We start from the raw sequence: 22,048 nt of genomic DNA on the forward strand, positions 1-22,048 counted from the left end.
CTCTTGAGTTGCTTCTCACCCCCATAATATCAAGGCCATCTCCATACTGATATTACTTGTATTTTAAACGTACCATCGCAGTGACCAGACCGTCGTAGGTAAGACGGATATCCTGATAAGATCGCTTTTTTATCTGGATATCCATCGGGTCGAATGCGAAGCAACCTTCAGTTCAAATGTATACACGTCCCGAATACAATTCCGAAACCTAACGGCTTCGAAACAGACTCTTAGTCCAGCTCCTGTCCATCATTTTCAATCTGAATATGACCACAATACAGACACTGATGGGTGCAGTTTTGTGTCAAAGCCGGCTGTCCTTCGATCTTCACATCACTTTTCCCATTCAGCCACGGCATGGTCAGGACTGGAACACACGGAGCCTTCTTCACGCCATAGATGTCTACCATCTCACTAGCCTGCACAGCTGGATTTAAGGGACTGGAGCAATTTCCAAAAGACTGAATGTTCACCCCTGGAACGTAATCTCCAATGTTCATTTGTGCTTTGTTTTTTACGTAGACGCCATGGCTAAAAGGTCTCTTCAAACGGGTAGGTTGTGTGCCATAACTACAACTTAAGATCGCTCCTGCCACGACAAAGCTTTTTTTTGCACCCGTTCCCGGTCTCACCTGGGCTTCTCCCACTTACCCCATCCTCCTTAGTGCTTCTATCTCAACTCTTTGCACTCGAATACCTGTAAAAGATCGGCGCAGCAGGCTTTCTGCCACAGCCAAATGGATATAGATATAAGGTTCGATCAGTCCCTCAATCCGAAAAACAGGAGGCTCTATCTCCCCCTGTCTCAGTAGCAAACGCCTCAACGTACCATTGGGGTACCATTCCGTTTGTACGGACAAACAGTCCACCATTGGCGGACGAAGCACCCAGTATACCTCTTGTCTGGCCTGCTGGAAATCGGTAAGGATGGCTGCTTTCAACTTCAGTTCCGGCATATATTTCTCCAATAATACTTTCATCCGATCGGACACCAGTGGTAGGGGAAATTCCAAAAAATCCGGGTACACTGTTCGTGGATCGGTATGTACAGCCAAAAAAAGAGGTTCATCCTGCTGTTGCTGTCCCTCGGCCTCCGTCAGGATATCTTCTACTTGCAAAGGAGACAGCGCAGCAGGCTCCACCCGATGCTTTACCCGCTCGTCTACCATCAGTCGAAAATATCTCAGTGCAGCCACCCCCTTTTGCTAGCAGCCTCCCTGACCTGTGTAGACCACTCCAAACCAATGGCTCCTCTACGCTGTTCATCGGTAAAAATGACTCCTTGTACGTTTGCACCCGTAAAATCAGTCCCGATCAGGCAAGCCCCTTTAAAGGATGCACCTGTCACATCTGCTCCAACAAAGCAGGCATCCGTGAGGTCTGCCCCGTCCAAGGACGCTTTTTGTAGTAACGCCTCTTGAAATATGGCTCCCCGCAACTGTGCATCTTGAAAACGGGCCCCCTGCAAGCTCGCCCCTGTGAAATCTACGCCAGCAAAACCCAATGGCTCCCAATCTAGTAAAGCATCTGATCCATATCCGGCGTTACCTATAACGACATCCAATATGGCCTCTTTCAACGAGCATCCGCTAAAATTGGCTCCATGAAGTACGCTGTATGTCAAATCGATTCCATTTAGCTGACTTTCCTGCCACACCGTTCCTACCAGGATACAACCATGCAGACGGCTGTGTTCCATTCTGATTTGGCGAAAGGCTGTATAACGTAAATCCAACAGGCTGTAATCCCCATCCGATAGTTCAACTTGGGTCAACGCCTGATAGCTGTACGCATGTTCTTCTCTTTCCTCCAACCATGACCGAATCTCATTCGCCTCCATGGCTCTGCGATCTTCTCGATATACCGACACACTATGATCCATATATTCCCCCACACGAATCTCGAACGTCTCATCTCGCTCCAGCTCTTGAAACTCCGGCAAGCACATCGCCTGTTTCATCGCCAAACGCAACGCATTCACAACGAGCACATGAATGTGTACTGCTGCCTCCAACATTATCTGCTCCCATTCAAGCTCCGATAGAGAAACATGCTGCTTCTCTACCTCCCCTCGCAATTGTCGCTGCAAATCGGTCCAGTAGGAATATGTCCAGCTTGTATCCCATTCAAATCGGATCGGCTGCGGATCAAGCATCCATAAAACATCGGAAATCTCTACGAGATAACCAGGCCGTTCTTCCAGCCAGGTGGTACGTAGCATAGAGTACGTGATATAACCGATCCTTCCTTTTCTTCCTTGAAGCTGCTCTTGCCGAATGTGCTGGCAATATCCCCGAAACTCTTCGACACAGGCCTGAATCCGTTGCTCCTGTGTCACCTTGAACTTCAGTGCCCAGTCTCTGCGGATGAGAAACCACGCCTGATTCAAAATGGCTTGCCATTGCGGTTCTAACTCATCCATAGGCTTCTCCATTTGTACTCAACCACCACCTAAAGCTCTCATAAATTCATATCTTCAGGCTAATGCCATTCATCCGCTGCCCTACAGCCTAATTCGACTTCACTTCACTGCCCTTCATATCCGCTGATCCACTCAATTGAATATGACTGCCATTGCAATCCATACGCAGCTCGCTGCCTGCCGACAAATTCATCGTTTTCCCAGCCGACAAGCTCAGATTACCACCCGCCGAGATACTTACCTGTTTATTGCTCATAATATGAATGCCTTCCTTATCGTCCAGCTTGATAAAAATAGCACCATCTTTACCCGTCACGACCAGTTCATCCGGTCCCAAACGAATTTCTTTTCCATGAGGTGTTCGCCATATTTTCATCTGCGGATTGGAAAGCTTGTTATGCCCGCTCCCTCTGTCTGCACGTCGGACTGCACTGCCTGCTACCCCATCCTCTTCACGGCTGCCCGGAAAATAGAGTGAAACCGGGTCCCCTTTCTCCGGCATCACATACCATCCTGTATGTCCCCCACCGCTATACATCGTCGAATAGTTGAACCAATGCGCCTGATCGACCGCCTGCTTCTCGTCGCAGTCCAGATGGATACGTACCTGATCCTGACGTACGTCTACGACCACCCCGCCTAATGAAGCACCCGCCAGCTTTTCCTGATAATAGCCTTTCTGCCGTAAGCCTTTATACGAGGCAAGCACATATTGATGCCGCAACAGACCCTGTCTCATTTCCGTATAAGCCTCCATGACATACAAACTGTGTCCCTGAAAGGTCAACTGAGCGCCCAAATCCAGCACCTCGTCTGTCTCCACCTCATAAAAAATAAAATCATTTTCGTTCACCTTTGCCTGCTCATTTTCCTGAAAGTAGCGAAAAGGCAACATCTGCTTGCGTACCGTATAACGGGTATGATCTAGCACGACCTGTGCAGGGCTGTCTTCAATGCCAAAATAAAATTTAGGACTATCAAAACGCGCCACAGGCATCAGGCTCGTATGATAGCGGGAAGCCATGCGTCTTAAAAAAGCCCAATCCGTCTCCTGATACTGGATGGCAATCCGTCCGATAGGCTCTCCACCTGTCGCTCCATCAATCACATCCAACCCTTCATAATCCTTACCAATCTGCTCCAGCATCTGAGGAATCGTCATTTTGGTATATTGAAAAGAACGGGTGCGTTGCTGAATATCCATCCGATAAGTATGGGATATCGCCTCTACCTCCAGATAGTACACATCCCGCACAACCTTCACTTCGACCGATAGCGCAATCCCGCTGAATAGCGGCTTACTTTCACCCAATTCATTCTGCTGGCTTACCTCAATAATCGTGTTCTTTTCCGTCGTTTCCACATAGCTGTCCTGCATCTCTTCCGGTATGATCCCTGTAAAATAGAGCCGAGTATGCTCGTTGATTTTCTTCGTGAGGGTAAGCTGCTCCAGCTCGACCAACTCGTAGGGATGGATTTGGATATTATCGTAGCCCAGACTCATAGCGAATCCGCTCCTTTCTCAAGCGTAGTTTGTAAGGGCAATGAAACTGCATGAAGCGACTGCACTGTGTTTTCCGCTACAGGTATCCATACCTCCATGTCCGATTCCGTACAGTTAAACGTCCCCATCATCATTTGTCCTGCATGGGTGAACAGCAGGATTTCGTTGTACAAATTCGTATCCACGCCTGCAGCTATAAAACGGATCACTCCAATGGACAGACCGCAATGATTTACGATCACTTGAGTGCCCAACCAGTTACGGATCGGTTGTACAGCTCGCAAAGTGTCCGCCATTTGCTCCACAAAATCAGAAAGCTCCTCGTCTGCCAAAGTGGATTCTGTCCGATTAAAGGTGATATTCACCGTTCCATCCTCCGAGGTATAAATGACCTCTGGACGATACTCCGAAGGATACTTAAATTGGGCCTGCTCCAGCGGCATCAAGCTAAAAGATTTCGGCACGCTTACCTGCATTTGTCCGTCCAAAATCATCCTCAATTCCAACGTAATGAGCTCATCACCTAACCGCAACACCTGATTTTCCCCGAAAACGGATTGATCCCGTTCGGATATAGCAATTTGAGAAAGACTCGTATTTACGTTATTAGATGCAACATCATAATTAAGCCTATTTTTGAGACTTAAAATATGCTCGTCCATATAGCTCATAGGGTTAGTCCCTTCTTCGTAAAAAAGATAAGTATTTAATTCAAAATATAAAAGCAAAAGGGCATATTTAACAATAACCCATCTTATGTATGTATCGGCCAGATTAGAGAGTTTGTTTACAGAAAGAACCATCCCATGTGTTATTTTCAATGTATAATTCTGAAATTAATATGGAGAAGGGGATGATAGGAACGGACCATGGATCGAGTTAAATCCATCCTTGCTCAGAATAAAAGCAGTTATTATGACTTGGAAAGGCCGCTCCCTTAATGCAAGTGATTTTATCAAGCGGTTTGGATAATGGGGGTTTGTAGAGTTGGAATATACTTAGTCCGCAATCGATCCTACTAAAAAGCAAAAACCCACTCTATGAGCGGGTTTTTCAAATGGAGGCGAATCATGGCATGGAAAATCCACAATTTGGCGTATTGTGATGCTCAGAACTACTGGGGGAGGTTACTTAGAATAAATTCATTTTTTTAGATTACTAGGATTATGTTCAGAAAGCTCTGATTTGAATTTAATAAAATCTTCGACTTGTAACAATTTACCATTTTTTAAACCTTAATTCTGTTCTCTAATAAATGAAGATAGCATACTCTCTATCAAGCATATATAAACCATGTTTTAAATCAACAAACTTGCTTGTTCCCTCTGAAATAATCAATGCTTTATGATCTATACCTTTTAATAGCACACAAAATACATTTTCACTCGGATACTTTTGTTTAGCTATATACTTTTCAAACTCTTCGTGAGAATGAAGTCCATAATTAGCTATACCTTCATTAGACTCATTAATAATTTCCTGAACTGACATTGTAAATTTATTTTAGTTAGATAAATCTTTTTCAATATATGGATATTTTAGCGAATCAATTATTCTATTAGATAGATAGTTCTTTTGATACTGGTCTAAATTTGTGTTTACAATTACAGTATCATTTTCTTTTCTAAATAGTTGATCTGTACCATTTTCCAAAAACACCATATCAGGATTAAAGCTCTTTAAAATCTTCCCAATAGTTTGAAATAAGACCTCCAGTCCTTCATAAAATGTTTTCCCAAACAATTGAACACTAATTTCTGTATTTATTTTCATACCGTATTCTTCTCTTAAAAAATCAATGCTAGTAATATCTTCTGTTTCAATATCAATTGTGAAATATCTGCAGCTAAGACGAGAAAAGTTTTCGTAATTAATTACTTTATCTTTAACTGTCTCGCTTACTATGTTATAAATTGTTCTCTTTAATGCTTCAGGTCCTAAATTTGAAACTAAAAGTAATTCACAGTCCATCTCACTTTTCTCCTCCAAATACTTTTGTAATTGTGCCATCTTTAACACTAATTAATTCTTCAAGTCTTTTTAAATCACCATTCGGATTTGCTTTCCTTAAAATTGTTCCAGTAATTTCTGCAATTTTTTCATCTGGAAAGTTGTCTAAGTTAAGAATAATTCTTCCAGATTGGTTCTTTGTCTTTCCTGCTATTTCTTTTATTATACTTTGTACCTTACCATCTGGCTTAGGCGCATAACAATCGAATACTTTCCCTTCGATTAAAAAATCTGGATTCGATCCTTCTTTAATCCCATAACCATTTCCACCATCAATTTCATCCAACATCTTAATGTCATAACCTTTGTCAGCCAAGAAATCGGCTGTTTCATTTTGTTTCTTTATTCCATGTGAATCTCCTGCTCCATAATTACCTTTAGGTTTACTACCCTTTGGTAAAGAAGGTTCTGTAAGTTTAATATTACTAACAACGTCACCTGTCCCCTTAGTCCCGGACGGATTCTCGTTGGGTTTGCTCGGTTTCTGTGAAGCAGGTGTTCCTTCGCTCTTGCCTGACTTTCCGCCAGAAGGTTTAGACGGCGTTGAACTATTTGGACCCTCGCTTTTAGACATTCGATAAAGATCCTTAGCACTTTCCACACTATTGGATGCTCCGGTATACGTTACCGCTGTCCCATGTGCTCCCAAAAGGGCAGATTGTGCCATAGCCAGGACGCCTACAGGTGCCCCTACTCCTGAAGCTGTTACCAAACCACCTAAGAATCCTTCCGTCACAGCACCAACCGTTTCTACAGCTCCGGCTACAGTTGTCAAAGAATGTCCGATCACTTCACCTGTTTTACGCGCCATCGGATGATCTGAGGTATATTCCTTATTCATTAATCCGAACGAATAATCTTCTACTACCGCTGCTGCTGCTCCTAGTACAACTTCTCCACCCACATCTGCGGCATACTCCAACTCGTTCGCCATCTGCTTCGCCATAATGGCTTCATTTTCCGCATTCTGGAGCTGGACTGCCGCCATAAGATCCCACCAGGACTGAGATTCTTCCTCTTGCTTCGGCTGCGGTTGTTGAGCCATGTAACTGTCGTAGTTCGCCCTCCAGCGTTGTCTCAACTCGGTGGGAATTTGCTGATAAGCATAAACTATAGTGTTCGATTCTTTCAGCAAGTTTTGAACGAGCTCTAGGGGACCACCGGAATGCGCTACATGACGTGCACTCGTATATACTTTGCCTAAAATCCACTTGCTATAATAGACTTGTTTCGCTTGCTCATGCTCATACTGATTAATCAATCCTTGAAGCGCCAAACCTGCCCAATGTTTTAACGGATGTATGCGTGCTTCTTTAGACGCTCCCAAGGTAGGCGTTCCTTTGCTTCGGACAGGGATTGCTGCGGATACTTGTAAAACCGTTGCCGCCACTTTACCTGCTAGTCCACCCGATGTATTCAACATCACATTGGCTACTTTCCCGACTGCTGGAATGGAACCTAATAGCTTGGATACTGTACCCAGTAAAGCATTGGCCTGTTGAAGCACCGCTGGACTTGTAACCTTTGCCGTAGGAGCAGAAGTCGCACTACTGGAAGAAGCGTTGGCTGCGGCAGATTGCGCGGCCTCATACGCCTTAATATTCATCAATGGAGGCTCAGGTACAGGAGGGAGGTCAGCTACGAAAATTGGAGCTTTTACCGTACCTTCCTGATAAATCACAGGGGCTTTGGTGTCCGTCTCACCATCTAGCACCATACTGCTGGCTCCACCTTTTAAATATATTGCGGTTCCAGCTTCCAATGATAGTTCCTGACCTGCATCCAGCTTTACATGACCGCCCTGAATCTGTACATTCCCCGGACTGTTGACGGTGATACCCGCATCCTCATGTAGTGTAATCGAAAACCCATCGGAAGTGGACAGGATCAGCTCCTGCTCAGACATTTCGATGCCGCTGCCTTGTACGTGTTTCCATACCTTCACATCTGGTTGTCCATTGGCGTGGCGATGCTGTCGTAAGGAATCGGTCACATAGGCTTCCTGTTCACAGTGTGTAGGTAAATACAGCTCCACTTGTTCCCCAACTTCAGGCATGTCATACCAGCCACTATGTTCTTCCGCGACATAACGGGTAGCTACGGGAAACCAACAAGCTTTAGCTGGGTCTTGCTTCGGATCAATTTCCAGTTGAAGTTGTACCAAATCCTGTTGTACTTTCAACACCGTTCCCGTGAGTGAAATCCCGATGGCTTGATCATTTTCATACCGAGCATACTGAATATCCTGTTCGGCTTGGAGATCGTAACGAGTTTGGAGTAAACCGTCCTTTAACTCTGTCACTGCCCTCACAACGACCAGCTCTTTGCCTTGTCCAATGGGTAACGTAATCAAGTCACCCAGCGCATAGTATTGCAGATTTTCAATCGTATAGGTGACATACGCGCCAACACGTTTCCCTGGTTTTCCTGTATCTAACTCATGAAATGTTTTCCGTACCCTATAAAATACATCTCGCTCCACCTTATACTGCTTGCCTTCTGGCATCCCAAAGAAAATCTTAGGTGACACAGCCGTAATCTCCGGTACAAGTACCGAACCAAAGCGAGAGACAAGACGCTTTAAAAAGGCCCAGTCGGTTTCTTCATATTGTAAAACAAAAGTACCTAATTTAGCATAATTGGTCACCGTATCAATCGCATCTCCATACATGTACTTCCGAACCATTGTAGTGACCAGATCATCATGGGTACGATGTATGTCCTGATAGGAGCGCCTTTTCGTCTTGATATCCATTTGATAGGAATGCGAGGCCGCCTCCAGTTCAAAAGTGTATACTCCCCGTATGCAGTGCACAGACATGCGTGTAATTAACCCATGAAACAAACGTCTAAGCGACTGTCCTTGCTCATTCAACTGACGTATGACAATCGGTTCCTGCTCCATGCTCTGTCCAACACACGCGGCTCCCTGTTCTTCCGACAGCATTCCGCTCACGTACAGGTATGCATGATCGTTAACGGCCCTGATAATTCGCAGTTGTTCCATATGCTGAGGTTGAAAAGGACCGTATAAGCGTAGACTTTCATACCCTATTCCGTTTTGCAGTACGTCCAAATGCTTTCATATCTCCTTTCCAGCGGCACAAGGCACGTTCGCCAGCTACCTTGTGTTTACATGTGTTCGTAGCTATCACACCATCCAAACATGAGTTTAAGAGGTTATTTTTAACAGTAAACCATTCTTATGTATGTATCGGATAGAATAAAGATTTTGTTTACAGAAAGCCCCATCAATTCTGTTATTTTGAATTACCATGGCTAACGGATGAATGCATGAACTGTAATGGTACAAAAGGAAATAGATATTAAAATAGCAAATCACATTCACATTAGTTCTACCCTAATCCCAAATGAGTGAACTTATTGAAGACAAGTATTATTTCCTTCGCTTCAAAGCATATCGTTAAAGAGACCGTTGGTACTATCGAGAAGTAGCCTTGTGCATGGGAAATATTCCATAAGGTTTCTTAGAAAACATGAGGCGTATCCGCATGTAAAAAGAGTGGATATTGTAGCGTGGAATCGCTTGATTAATGACTGGTTTCTAAACAATAAATGAAAGGCAAATCGTCGTGACTTAACTATAATTAGTACCAAAATCAGTTGTAAGGCCTCTTTATCTCAATTATTAAAACCATAATAAAAAGCCATCAACCAGAAACACTGGCTGATGGCTTTCTTGTCTTACTCAAATGGAGGCGAGGGGAGTCGAACCCCTGTCCGAAGATAACGACACATAAGCTTCTACGGGTGTAGTCACAGTTTTGATGTCACCCGAGTATCGCCCCGTAACCGGCTATACGTTGGGTCAGCCTGATTGTCTTCTTCAGCACACCCCAGGCGGAGATGTGACAGCGTATCCCACTATAGGTTAGCCCCTACATCCGGCACATGGGCGATGCAGGAGAGGAGCACGCTCACAGGTTATTAAGCTGCGAAAGCGTAGTTGTTTTGTTGTTTGCCGTTTAATAGGCTTTAGCGTTGATGAAGTGGACGCGTCCCCACTACCCGCTACCCATGCTCGAACTATCCCCGTCGAATCCATAAACGCCCCCTTATTATAAAAGGGCTCCACGGATAAATCCGGAAATACCGGAGCATAAGTGCATAATATCAAAAGCTGAATCCTAAGATTCAACACTCGAATCAAGTTAAATCAAGATGCATTGAAAATTTACTACTACGTTAGTATAACATATTACATGTCATAACGAAACGGAATGAGGCCATTAAGGCTCGATAAAATAGCACCATTACAGGAACAAGTAACTTATCCACGTAATTTGTACCATACAGAGTAAGTAGACTGCTTATCTTGCAATTTTTTGCTTCTCTCGTAAAGCACGTTGGATATCACGCTGTGCATCACGTTTGGCAGCCGTTTCTCGCTTGTCATACTGCTTTTTACCTCTACCCAGTCCAAGCAGCAGTTTGGCATAACCGTTGCGAACATAGATCTTGAGAGGCACGATGGTGTAGCCCTCCTGTTTGGACAGACCAATAAGCTTACGAATCTGCTCTTTATGCAGCAGCAACTTACGCGTACGCGTCGGATCAGTCGGATTGTTACGATTACCTTGTTCAAAAGGGCTGATATGCATATTGTGAATATGAATTTCGCCATTACGGATCGTAGCAAAAGCATCGCTTATGTTAGAGCGACCATTCCGCAGAGACTTAATTTCCGTTCCCGTTAACACCATGCCCGCCTCGTAGGTGTCTTCAATAAAATAGTCATGGGAAGCTTTTTTGTTCTGGGCGAGCACTTTCCCGTCTGCCTTCTTACCCATGAATACCACTCCTTATACATAACTTAATTCAATCTAGAAATCTCGCTACAATGAGCTACCCTAGAAATATATTGTAACAAATTTCGGATGGTAAAAGCAAGAAAAGTCAAGGCTTCTACATTTCTAATTACCCCAAAAGCGCACTAAAATCAAGCGGCTTCTATCCATTACTGCAGACAGAAACCGCTCATATACCTAAGCTTCCATCAGCATCATCCACTGCTCTTGAAAAGCTCCAGTTACCTAACAAGTAAGTTATACCAACCTACTTTTTCTTTTTCCGTACAAACCCAGCGGTGCTATTCCCGCCGTTACCGCCCTTTTTTTTCCGCTTGCGACGTGCTACGCCTTCACCGCCTGATCTGGCATCATTACCTGGGGTAGCTGCATCACCAATGAAGATCCCGCTGGCAGACGTCTTCTTCCGTCGCTTGCTTGCACCCGTTGCGGGGGAATTGTATCCGCCCTTGCCACTACCAAAACCGAAGCTGCCTGTCGATCCTGTTCCGACACCGTTTCCACCACCACGTCCTGCGCGACCTGCAGTGCTGATGCCTCCGTTGCCGCCCTCTTTAGGCTTTCCAGCCACCTCACGGCCGCCTTTACGCTCTCTACCAGCTTTGTCCTTGCCGCCCTTGCGGTCACGTCCTTCTCGGCCCCTGCCTTTACCGCGGCCCTCGCCACGTGCAAAATCTCCGCCCTGGCCCGAGCCACCCGTCCGTTCACGGCGTGCCCGTTGCTTCATATCGACGAGTTCGAAGTCAATTGTATAATCCTCCATGTTCACACGTGCGACGCGAACTTTAACCTCATCCCCAATGCGGAACACCTTAGAGGTACGTTCTCCAATTAACGCCATATGCTGCTCGTCAAAATGATAATAGTCGTCCGTAAGTGCACTCAGACGCGTCAGACCCTCGACAGTGTTGTCTAGCTCAATGAACATCCCAAAGCTGGTTACACTGCTGATAATTCCTTCGAATTCCTCGCCGACCTTATCCAGCATATATTCAGCCTTTTTCATTTGCTCTGTGTCGCGCTCTGCATCCACAGCCACACGTTCACGCTCGGAGGATTGCTGAGCAATGTCTGGCATGCGTGCAGTCAAGTATTCCTGACGCTCATCTGTCAAAGCCCCGCCATTCTCCAACACCTCACGAATAACACGGTGAATTACCAAGTCAGGGTAACGACGAATCGGTGATGTAAAATGAGAGTAATACTCCGCGGCCAGTCCAAAATGTCCTGTTGACTCCGCATCATACTTGGCCTGCTTCATAGAACGCAGCATCATCGTGCTAAGCACCGTTTGCTCCTTCGTGCCCTGAATGTCTTCCAACAATGTTTGCAGTGCACGCGGATGAATAGAATTCCCTCTACCTTTGATCTGATGACCAAAATTAGCTGCGAAAGCCATAAAATTTTGCAGCTTCTCTGGATCGGGGTCCTCATGAATTCGGTACAAGAACGGTACCTTAAGCCAGTGAAAATGTTCGGCTACCGTTTCATTGGCCGCCAGCATAAACTCTTCGATAATTTGTTCGGCTATGGTACGATCCCTTTTCACAATATCGACAGCTTTGCCTTCGTCATCTACAATCACTTTGGCCTCATCAAAATCAAAATCAACCGCACCCCGGCGCATCCGATTTGCACGCAGCTTCAACGCCAAATCCTTCATCGTACGGAATACATCAACCAGGTCCTTGTAGCGTTCCATCAGTTCTGCATCTTCCTCTTCGAGGATTTTGCGAACGTTCGTGTAGGTCATCCGTTCCTTTGTTTTAATCACGCTGGTGAAAATATCATGCTTTACGACCTTCATATGCTCATTGAATTCCATCTCACAGGATAAAGTCAGTCGATCCACCTGAGGATTCAATGAACATATTCCGTTTGAAAGTCGATGTGGAAGCATCGGAATGACGCGGTCAACCAAATACACACTGCAACCGCGGTTATATGCCTCCTGATCCAGTTTAGAGTTCTCACGCACATAATACCCTACGTCAGCAATATGAACGCCCAGACGGTAGTTTCCATTCGGCAAGCGCTCTACATTAACCGCATCATCGAGGTCTTTGGCATCCTCACCGTCGATGGTAACAATGACCTTATCGCGCAAATCACGCCGTCCTTGACGTATAATTTCTTCTTCCGTAATCGCATCAGGAGCCTGATCCGCTTCCGCCATCACTTCATCCGGAAAGGCTTCCGGGAGCTGATGCTTGCGAATAACGGACAAGATGTCAACGCCCGGATCATCCTTATGACCCAGCACCTCCAGCACTTCGCCTTCTGCCGCTGCACGTCCTTCCGGATAGCTCACAATACGCACGACGACCTTTTGCCCGTTCACAGCTCCGTTAAAGCTGTCCTTAGGAATGAAAATGTCCCGGTTAATACGTTTATCATCCGGCAAAACAAAACCGTATGCTTCGTGACTCTGAAACACACCGACTACCTGAAGCACTGCGCGCTTCACGATTCGCACAACTTCCCCTTCTAATCGGCCACCCGCAGGTCCCTTTGACGTCACTCTTACCAGTACCGTATCTCCATTCATTGCGCTCTTTAAGTCGTTAGCATGAATGTATACATCCGGGTGCTCCCGGTCCTCTGGAATCAAAAAAGCAAAGCCCTTGGCATGAGCCTGCAAACGCCCGCGCTGCAAATCCATCCGTTCTGGAACACCATAACGGTTCGTGCGGGTCAGCAAAATTTTCCCGTCTTCCTCCAATGCGTTCAAAAGCTTAAGGAATTCACGAAACTCTTCTGCATCCTTAACATCAAAATGTTGCTCCAGCTCCTGGTATGTCATAGGCTTGTATGCGGTCTCGCGCATGAAATCAAGTAGTTGTTGCTCTGTTATCATAATTTTGTCCACCTCGGGTGACCTTTAATTTTCAGTAATAAATCCGCATGTTCCTTGTTCCTGATACAAGGCTCTTAATATACTCATACCCTAGTATACACGAATTTAATCGACGGCATCCCTGCCTGTCCAAAATCCAAAAAAGCCCCCGTTTCCCATGAAACGAAGGCTTAAGGTATATACTTATCTTATTTTGCGAAAAATGCAACCAAAACGGAAACGATCATAAAACATGCACCCAAAACAGCAGTTACGCGTTGTAAAATCAAATCCATACCGCGAGCTTTGGTCTTGCCGAACAGATGCTCAGCACCGCCAGAGATGGCACCGGACAAACCTGCGCTTTTCCCCTTTTGCAGTAAAACAACCGCTATAACAGCAATCGAGAACACAACGAGCAGCACTTTCAAAAAGATTTCCATGAAAAATCCCACCTCCTGAGCTTATACATCTGTTTTGCAAAACAACACAGCCTCTTTTATGAAAACATGCACATATCATGCTTTAAATAGCCGGAAATTAACGCAAAACACTATTTTTATTCTACCACAGCTTCCAGTAGATAACAACAGCTACAGTAAGACACTTAGCCATTAAGCTTGTGTAGATAATAGATACATTATTCATAACAAAAACCAGACCTGCTTGCATATAGCGAGCAGGTCTGGTTAATTCATGCGTAAAAGCTTCGGGCCTCAGACTTCGTGATCATAAACCATCAATCTAAGACGCTGTCAGCATTTTTCGCAATATTATTTTTTCAGGTTGTAGAAAGATTTCAGGCCATGGTATTGAGCCAGTTCGCCCAGTTGATCCTCAATGCGGAGCAATTGGTTGTACTTCGCAATACGGTCAGTACGGGAAGGAGCACCAGTTTTGATTTGGCCTGCATTTGTTGCAACAGCGATATCAGCGATTGTGCTGTCTTCGGATTCACCGGAACGGTGAGAGATTACAGCTGTGTATCCTGCGCGTTTAGCCAATTCGATAGCATCGAATGTTTCAGTCAGCGTACCGATTTGGTTTACTTTGATCAGGATAGAGTTACCGATGTTTTCATCGATACCTTTAGCCAGACGCTCGGTGTTAGTTACGAACAGGTCGTCACCAACCAATTGGATTTTGTTGCCCAGTTTTTCAGTGAGCAATTTCCAACCTTCCCAGTCATCTTCGGAGCAGCCATCTTCGATTGTGATGATTGGGTATTTATCAACCCAAGAAGCAAGCAGGTCAACGAACTCAGCAGAAGTGAAGGATTTGCCTTCGCCTTCCAAAGTGTATTTGCCATCTTTGAAGAACTCAGTGGAGGCAACGTCCATACCGAGGAATACGTCAACACCTGGTTTGTAACCAGCTTTTTCGATTGCTTCGATAATAGTGGACAGAGCTTCTTCGTTGGATTTGAAGTTAGGAGCAAAACCACCTTCATCACCAACAGCTGTGTTCAAGCCTTTGGAATTCAGTACAGATTTCAGGTTATGGAAGATTTCTGCGCCAACACGCAGAGCTTCTTTAAATGTAGGAGCGCCTACAGGCAGAACCATGAATTCTTGTACGTCAACGTTATTGTCGGCATGAGCACCACCATTAACGATGTTCATCATTGGTACTGGCAATTGTTTAGCGTTGAATCCACCCAGGTAAGTGTACAGTGGCAAGCCCAGAGCTTCAGCAGCAGCGCGAGCGACAGCCATGGATACAGCCAGAATTGCATTTGCACCCAGTTTACCTTTGTTTGGAGTACCATCCAATTTGATCATCAGTGTATCGATTTCTACTTGGTTCACAGCATCCAAGCCGATTACTTCAGGAGCAATAATTTCGTTCACGTTTTTAACTGCTTGCAGAACACCTTTACCCAGGTAACGGGATTTGTCGTTATCGCGAAGCTCTACAGCTTCGTGAGCGCCTGTGGATGCACCAGAAGGAACGATAGCGCGACCAATCGCACCGGATTCCAGATATACTTCAACTTCAACCGTAGGGTTACCACGGGAGTCGAGGACTTCGCGAGCGTACACGTCAGAAATAATAGTCATTTGTACTTAATCTCCTTTGTAATTCATAATTTATTGGTCAAACCTATACTTATTAAATCAAGCTTACTTGCGGGATGCAATCATAGATTTTCCTGTCATTTCCGCAGGTTGCGGAAGTTGCATCAAATCCAGAAGCGTTGGAGCTACGTCAGCCAGAATTCCATGCTCACGTAGAACGATATTTTCGTCAGTCAAAATGAACGGAACCGGATTCGTTGTGTGAGCTGTGAACGGACGTCCCTGCTCATCAATTTCCATATCCGCGTTACCATGGTCAGCGATGATAATTACCACGCCGCCTTTGGCTTTAACTGCATCTACAACACGTCCAACACATTCATCCGTCGTCTCTACTGCCTTAATTGTTGGTTCCAGCATACCGGAGTGTCCAACCATATCCGGATTGGCAAAGTTCAGGATAATCGCATCATGCTTGTCGGCTTCGATTTCCTTAACAGCAGCATCCGCTACTTCATACGCACTCATTTCAGGCTGCAGATCATATGTAGCCACTTTAGGCGAGTTGATCAAAATACGAGTTTCGCCAGGAAGCTCCACATCGCGTCCGCCACTGAAAAAGAAAGTAACGTGCGGATACTTTTCTGTCTCAGCAATACGCAATTGCTTTTTGTTGTTTTGTACCAGCACTTCGCCAAACGTGTTGTCCAGGTTTTTCGGTTCATAGGCAACAAAGCCTCCAACCGTTTCACTGAACAAGGTCAGGCAAACAAAGTGCAGATTTTTAGGCCATTGTGGCCCACGGTCAAAACCACGGAAATCTTCATTGGTAAATACTTGAGACAATTGAATCGCACGGTCAGGACGGAAATTCAGGAATACGACAGAGTCATTGCTTTCAACCAGCCCTACAGGGCTTCCATCAGCCTTCACAATAACAGTTGGCTCCACAAATTCATCGAACACTGATTTTTCATACGATTCCTTCAATGCTTCGAGTGGGTCGGTATATTGAGGGCCTTCACCGTATACGATTGCACGGTAAGATTTCTCAACACGTTCCCAACGTTTGTCGCGGTCCATTGCATAATAGCGTCCTTGTACGGTTGCAATTTGGCCAATGCCCACTTCCTGAATTTTAGCGACCAGTTGTTGCATAAAGCCTACGCCGCTATCAGGCATAACGTCACGTCCATCCATGAAAGCATGAATGTACACTTCGGTTAATCCTTCTTTTTTAGCCAGATCCAGCATAGCGAACAGATGGCTGATATGGCTATGCACACCACCGTCGGACAGAAGTCCGTACAAGTGAAGTTTAGTGTTGTTCTTCTTCGCATGCTGCACGGCTTTAACCAATGTTTCATTGTCGAAGAACTCGCCTTCACGGATGGACTTCGAAATACGAGTCAAATCTTGATATACGATTCGGCCTGCGCCGATGTTCAAGTGACCTACTTCGGAGTTACCCATTTGTCCTTCCGGCAGACCCACCGCTTCACCAGAAGCCGTCAAAGTAGTATGTGGATACTGTTTTAAATACCGGTCGTAATTCGGTTTATTGGCCTGTGCAACCGCATTGCCTTCCACAGTGTCACGCAGTCCGAATCCGTCCATAATAATTAAAGCTACCGGTTTTGGTGCTGTCATCTTACTTCGCCCCCTCAACAAGCGCGATGTACGACGCCGGTTGAAGACTGGCACCGCCCACGAGCGCGCCGTCGATATCGCTTTGACCCAGGTACTCAGTAACATTTTCAGGTTTTACACTACCACCGTACTGAATACGTACAGCATTTGCTGTATTTTCATCATACAGCTCTTTAATCAAACTACGGATGTAGGAAATCACTTCATTCGCATCCTGCGAAGTGGAGGATTTGCCTGTTCCGATGGCCCAGATTGGCTCATAAGCAACTACAACTTGTGCCGCTTGATCTTTAGCCAGACCAGCAAAAGCTGCTACAGTTTGCACTTTTACAACTTCTTTGGTTTGACCTGCTTCACGGTCTTCCAGCTTTTCGCCTACGCATACGATTGGTGTCAATCCATGACGGAATGCTGCATGAACCTTTTTGTTCACCGTTTCGTCTGTTTCGTTGAAATACTCACGACGCTCGGAGTGTCCGATCACAACGTAGTCTACGCCCAGATCTTTCAGCATTCCGCCGCTGATTTCACCTGTAAATGCGCCATCTTCTGCAAAGTGCAGGTTTTGTGCGCCGATTTTAATAGATGTACCTTTTACTGCTTCAACCAGAGCAGGAAGATTTGTAAATGGAGCACAGATAACGCTCTCCACTCCTGCAACCTCTGCTTTACCTTTGATCTCTTCGATGAAGGTTTTAGCTTCTGGTACGGTTTTGAACATCTTCCAGTTACCCGCGATAATCGGTGTTCTCAATGGTTTCAACTCCTAACTATTAGGTGCCCTAAAGCCTTTATTACGCGTAATGCGTTTGATTATTTATCGTTAAGTGCAACAACACCCGGAAGTGCTTTGCCTTCCATGAATTCCAGGGATGCGCCGCCGCCAGTGGAGATGTGATCCATTTTGTCAGCCAAGTGGAATTTTTCAGCCGCAGCCGCAGAATCACCGCCACCAATGATGGTGTATGCTTCTGTTGTAGCACAAGCTTCCGCTACTTCACGAGTACCGCCAGCGAAAGGCTCGATTTCAAATACACCCATTGGTCCATTCCAAACAACCAATTTGGAGTTTTTGATAACATCTGCATAGATTTTGCGAGTTTTCGGTCCGATATCCACGCCTTCCCAATCTGCAGGAATGCCGTCGATGTCCACAATGTTCGTGTTCGCTGTAGCGCTGAAATCGTCAGAAATAACGATATCCACAGGAAGGTAGAAGTTTTTGCCAAGCTTCTTCGCTTTTTCAATAAATCCAAGAGCAACGTCCAGTTTGGATTCATCCAGCAAAGATTGACCCACTTCATGACCTTGAGCTTTGAAGAATGTATAAGTCAAACCGCCGCCAATAATTACGTTATCTGCAATGTTCAACAGGTTGTCGATTACGTCGATTTTGTCTTTTACTTTGGAACCGCCAATAATGGCTGTAAAAGGACGATCTGGATTCGACAGGGCTTTACCAATAACAGACAACTCTCTTTCCATCAGCAAGCCGGAAACAGCCGGAAGAAGATGCGCGATACCTTCTGTAGAAGCATGAGCACGGTGTGCTGCACCAAAAGCATCATTCACGAAAATGTCAGCCAGCTCAGCAAATTGCTTCGCCAGTTCAGGATCATTTTTCTCTTCTCCTGGGTAGAAGCGTACATTTTCAAGCAATAGCACATCGCCGTTTTTCAGTTCAGCCACTTTCGCTTTAACAGCCTCGCCAACTGCTTCGTCCACCTTAACAACAGGCTTATTAAGCAGTTCTGACAAACGCACACCAGCAGCAGTCAGACGCATGGATTCAACAACTTGACCCTTTGGACGTCCAAAGTGACTCGCCAAAATAACTTTTGCACCTTTTTCAATCAGGTAGTTAATGGTTGGCAAGGTTTCGCGAATACGCTTGTCATCGGTAATTTTACCATCCTCAACCGGAACGTTAAAATCTACACGAACAAACACCCGTTTTCCATTCAGTTCTATATCACGTACGCTCTTTTTGTTCATCTCCATATTCCTCCGCACCCTTATAATTTTACGAAACAGGAATTTAAGGCACATTTTGATATATAAAGAGCGGAAACAATAACACCTGTTTCCGCTCTATGATGTTGCTCGATAAGGAATTCTTATTTAGCCAATTTAGCGAAGTATTCCAACGTACGGATCAATTGTGCAGTGTAGGACATTTCGTTGTCATACCAAGCTACAGTTTTAACCAATTGTTTGTCGCCAACAGTCAGAACTTTAGTTTGAGTTGCATCAAACAGGGAACCAAAAGTCAGACCTTTGATGTCAGAAGAAACGATTTGATCTTCAGTGTATCCGTAAGTTTCAGGATCGGAAGCTTCTTTCATCGCTGCGTTGATTTCTTCAGCAGTTACGTTTTTCTCCAGAACTGTTACCAGCTCAGTCAGGGAACCTGTTGGTACTGGAACACGTTGAGCTGCACCATCCAATTTACCTTTCAGCTCAGGGATAACCAGACCGATTGCTTTAGCAGCACCAGTAGTGTTAGGGATGATGTTTTCAGCTGCTGCGCGAGCACGACGGAAGTCACCTTTAGCATGTGGAGCATCCAAAGTGTTTTGGTCGCCAGTGTAAGCGTGAATTGTAGTCATCAAGCCTTCAACGATACCAAATTTGTCTTGCAGTGTTTTAGCCATAGGAGCCAAGCAGTTAGTTGTGCAAGAAGCACCGGAAATTACAGTTTCAGTTCCGTCCAGAATTTCATGGTTTACGTTGTAAACGACAGTTTTCATGTCGCCAGTAGCTGGAGCGGAGATAACAACTTTTTTAGCGCCGCCTTTCAAATGTTTCTCAGCAGCTTCTTTAGTTGTGAAGAAACCTGTGCATTCCAGAACGATGTCTACGCCCAGGTCTCCCCAAGGCAATTCTTCAGGGTTACGGTTAGCCAAAACTTTAACTTCTTTACCGTTTACTTTGAAGAAACCGTCATGTACTTCTACTTGTCCTTGGAAAGTACCTTGTGTTGTATCATATTTCAACAGATGTGCCAGCATTTTGGAATCTGTCAAGTCGTTAATTGCTACTACTTCAATACCTTCTACGTCTTGAATACGGCGGAAAGCAAGGCGTCCAATACGTCCGAAACCGTTAATACCAACTTTAACTGTCATGAGTGAGTTCCTCCCAAAGTTCGTTTAGTTTAGTTTTATATATTCAAGACAGACCCGAAAGCCCGTCAAGACAACACAATTAAAAAACCTTATCAATCTCTTAAATAACGGCTTACAATCTCGGCAGCAGCGCCTTCGTCGGTGACAAGAATGTCTTCCTGTCCGAAACGCAATACTGCATGAATAGCAGCAGCCTTGCTCTTGCCTCCAGCCACACCTAACACCGTCTCCGTACGCCTGATGTCCTCCAAACGGAGTCCGAGCGTCAGCATTCTGTGAACAACGACGCCGTCTTCGTTAAAATAATAACCAAACGATTCGGCGACCGCACCCTCATTGCTGATCTGGGCAAAGGTTTCAGGGTCAAGCTTGCGTCTGTGGGCCATTGCTATGGCGTTGCCTATCCCGTGAATGATAATACGACTCTCTCGAATCAGGCTTAATATATCCTGAATATTCGTATCCTCAAGCAAGGAGTTGTAAGCATGATTGCTGAGCAAATCCGGTACATGGAGCAGACGGTATTGAGCGCCGACCTTGCGAGCCATCGTGGAGGCAATTGTATTTGCCTGCATTTCCATGCTCTCTCCCAAACCCCCGCGTGCCGGTACAAACCATCCGCCCTTAAGCGGGCCGTTAGCAGGTAATGCCAGTTGTTCCGCCACATCTGCAATCGTCGTGCCACCTGTTACAGCGACCACGTCCTCGTCATCCATAACACTCAGCAGCGCCTTTGCGCCAGCACGGCCCAGTTCCTGCTTCGCTAACGGTGAAGCATCCGAATCCCCTGGAACGACAACCACCTTCCTCAAACCGTAGGCTTGACGAATCTGATCCTCCAATTGGGACAGGCCGAACAAGTTGTTCGCAATCGGCTCCAGCTGTTCCAGCAGATCCAGTCCTGCTTTGCTCACCTTCATGCCCACACTCTCAATCTCAATTAGCCCTTGCGCTTTAAGGAGATCAGTCTCAGCGCGCAGTACGCGCTCGGTCATATCCAGTGAAGCTGCCAGTGTTCTGCGTCCGATAACTTCGGACAACATAATCTGATGCAGGATCGTGTACCTTTTTTTCAAAACATCCATGAGGTCGGGCAGAAGCTGCTTCTGTATTTCTAATATCTTTCGCATGCTTTCCACTCCCGCACACTTCTAAGTTCTGTCTCTATGCTATATCTCTAACTGGTCTTAAAATGTCCCGGGATAACTTTTTAAGTCCCACGTATATCTTACCCAATATTTGCTTCACATGCAAGTCTATCTGAACCTATATTTCTCAACTTTTTATGTGAATATGCGCACGTAATAAAAGCTTGCAATTCAATGCCGTATATCATATAATCATCTTTGTTTCCAATTAATTAGTTGGTTGCTTGTAATGATTCATCTTTGCGCCCGTGGTCCAACGGATATGACGTAGGCCTCCGGAGCCTGAGATCGAGGTTCGATTCCTCGCGGGCGCGTCGTTTTATATGATTGGCTAAATGTTCCATATAATGTTTTTAACCAAAAAGAGCGCTAAGCGTTCTTTTTTTTAATCAATAGTTTGACTTTCTTTGACTTTTTGTTTGAAATTGTTTATCATGTGGTTAATACGGTAACAGTTTATAAATAGGGATGTGTATTCGGCATATCCACCAAATCCACTAACG

17 protein-coding genes, 1 tRNA gene and 1 other RNA gene are annotated in these 22,048 nt (G+C 45.3%); 1 reads left to right on the top strand and 18 read right to left on the bottom strand.

Annotation, left to right across the window (positions count from 1 at the left end; translation table 11 throughout):
• Nucleotides 1-230: 230 nt before the first annotated feature.
• The 18 genes from HFD99_RS17955 to HFD99_RS18040 all read right to left on the bottom strand — a co-directional run bounded on the left by HFD99_RS17955 (nt 231) and on the right by HFD99_RS18040 (nt 21,527).
• A complete protein-coding gene (locus HFD99_RS17955; RefSeq protein ID WP_039276517.1) occupies nt 231-647 on the bottom strand; it encodes a DUF4280 domain-containing protein in 417 nt (138 codons plus the stop codon).
• On the bottom strand, nt 648-1,169 hold the full coding sequence (locus tag HFD99_RS17960) for a hypothetical protein (protein WP_039277344.1): 522 nt from the start codon (nt 1,167-1,169) through the stop codon (nt 648-650).
• 14 nt (nt 1,170-1,183) lie between these two features.
• A complete protein-coding gene (locus HFD99_RS17965) occupies nt 1,184-2,434 on the bottom strand; it encodes a pentapeptide repeat-containing protein (RefSeq protein ID WP_123796636.1) in 1,251 nt (416 codons plus the stop codon).
• 76 nt (nt 2,435-2,510) lie between these two features.
• Nucleotides 2,511-3,926, bottom strand: coding sequence for a phage baseplate assembly protein V (locus tag HFD99_RS17970; protein ID WP_123796635.1), 1,416 nt, complete (start codon nt 3,924-3,926; stop codon nt 2,511-2,513).
• The gene (locus tag HFD99_RS17975; protein ID WP_025363704.1) at nt 3,923-4,597 is read right to left on the bottom strand and encodes a hypothetical protein; all 675 of its coding nucleotides are present in this window, start codon (nt 4,595-4,597) and stop codon (nt 3,923-3,925) included. The genes HFD99_RS17970 and HFD99_RS17975 overlap by 4 nt, the downstream gene beginning before the upstream one ends.
• A 577-nt stretch (nt 4,598-5,174) precedes the next feature.
• Nucleotides 5,175-5,417 carry a hypothetical protein gene (locus HFD99_RS17980; protein ID WP_167440971.1) on the bottom strand — a complete coding sequence of 81 codons (243 nt, stop codon included), beginning with the start codon at nt 5,415-5,417 and terminating at the stop codon, nt 5,175-5,177.
• 12 nt (nt 5,418-5,429) lie between these two features.
• Nucleotides 5,430-5,897 carry a hypothetical protein gene (locus HFD99_RS17985; protein WP_025363702.1) on the bottom strand — a complete coding sequence of 156 codons (468 nt, stop codon included), beginning with the start codon at nt 5,895-5,897 and terminating at the stop codon, nt 5,430-5,432.
• A 1-nt stretch (nt 5,898) separates the two neighbouring features.
• Complete coding sequence (locus HFD99_RS17990; RefSeq protein ID WP_025363701.1) at nt 5,899-9,012, bottom strand: CdiA C-terminal domain-containing protein; 3,114 nt, start codon at nt 9,010-9,012, stop codon at nt 5,899-5,901.
• Nucleotides 9,013-9,647: 635 nt separating this feature from the next.
• Nucleotides 9,648-10,012: a transfer-messenger RNA gene (gene ssrA / locus HFD99_RS17995) on the bottom strand.
• Nucleotides 10,013-10,267: 255 nt separating this feature from the next.
• Complete coding sequence (gene smpB / locus HFD99_RS18000) at nt 10,268-10,747, bottom strand: SsrA-binding protein SmpB (protein ID WP_007428162.1); 480 nt, start codon at nt 10,745-10,747, stop codon at nt 10,268-10,270.
• A 265-nt stretch (nt 10,748-11,012) separates the two neighbouring features.
• A complete protein-coding gene (gene rnr, locus HFD99_RS18005) occupies nt 11,013-13,622 on the bottom strand; it encodes a ribonuclease R (protein WP_123796634.1) in 2,610 nt (869 codons plus the stop codon).
• A 188-nt stretch (nt 13,623-13,810) separates the two neighbouring features.
• Complete coding sequence (secG, locus tag HFD99_RS18010) at nt 13,811-14,044, bottom strand: preprotein translocase subunit SecG (RefSeq protein WP_013368823.1); 234 nt, start codon at nt 14,042-14,044, stop codon at nt 13,811-13,813.
• A 330-nt stretch (nt 14,045-14,374) separates the two neighbouring features.
• The gene (gene eno / locus HFD99_RS18015) at nt 14,375-15,661 is read right to left on the bottom strand and encodes a phosphopyruvate hydratase (RefSeq protein ID WP_013368821.1); all 1,287 of its coding nucleotides are present in this window, start codon (nt 15,659-15,661) and stop codon (nt 14,375-14,377) included.
• Nucleotides 15,662-15,724: 63 nt separating this feature from the next.
• Complete coding sequence (gpmI, locus tag HFD99_RS18020) at nt 15,725-17,269, bottom strand: 2,3-bisphosphoglycerate-independent phosphoglycerate mutase (RefSeq protein WP_016820126.1); 1,545 nt, start codon at nt 17,267-17,269, stop codon at nt 15,725-15,727.
• A 1-nt stretch (nt 17,270) separates the two neighbouring features.
• Nucleotides 17,271-18,023, bottom strand: a complete 753-nt coding sequence (gene tpiA, locus HFD99_RS18025) for a triose-phosphate isomerase (protein ID WP_013308264.1) — start codon at nt 18,021-18,023, stop codon at nt 17,271-17,273.
• A gap of 59 nt (nt 18,024-18,082) precedes the next feature.
• Nucleotides 18,083-19,264, bottom strand: a complete 1,182-nt coding sequence (locus tag HFD99_RS18030; protein WP_016820125.1) for a phosphoglycerate kinase — start codon at nt 19,262-19,264, stop codon at nt 18,083-18,085.
• Between the two features lie 122 nt (nt 19,265-19,386).
• Complete coding sequence (gene gap / locus HFD99_RS18035; protein WP_017427870.1) at nt 19,387-20,397, bottom strand: type I glyceraldehyde-3-phosphate dehydrogenase; 1,011 nt, start codon at nt 20,395-20,397, stop codon at nt 19,387-19,389.
• A gap of 92 nt (nt 20,398-20,489) precedes the next feature.
• A complete protein-coding gene (locus tag HFD99_RS18040; protein ID WP_017427871.1) occupies nt 20,490-21,527 on the bottom strand; it encodes a sugar-binding transcriptional regulator in 1,038 nt (345 codons plus the stop codon).
• 260 nt (nt 21,528-21,787) lie between these two features.
• On the opposite strand from HFD99_RS18040, the gene HFD99_RS18045 reads away from it, so the two are divergent.
• A tRNA-Arg gene (locus tag HFD99_RS18045) sits at nt 21,788-21,859 on the top strand.
• Nucleotides 21,860-22,048 lie beyond the last annotated feature (189 nt).

This window comes from Paenibacillus sp. EKM301P (assembly GCF_011800295.1).
Classification (GTDB): domain Bacteria; phylum Bacillota; class Bacilli; order Paenibacillales; family Paenibacillaceae; genus Paenibacillus; species Paenibacillus polymyxa.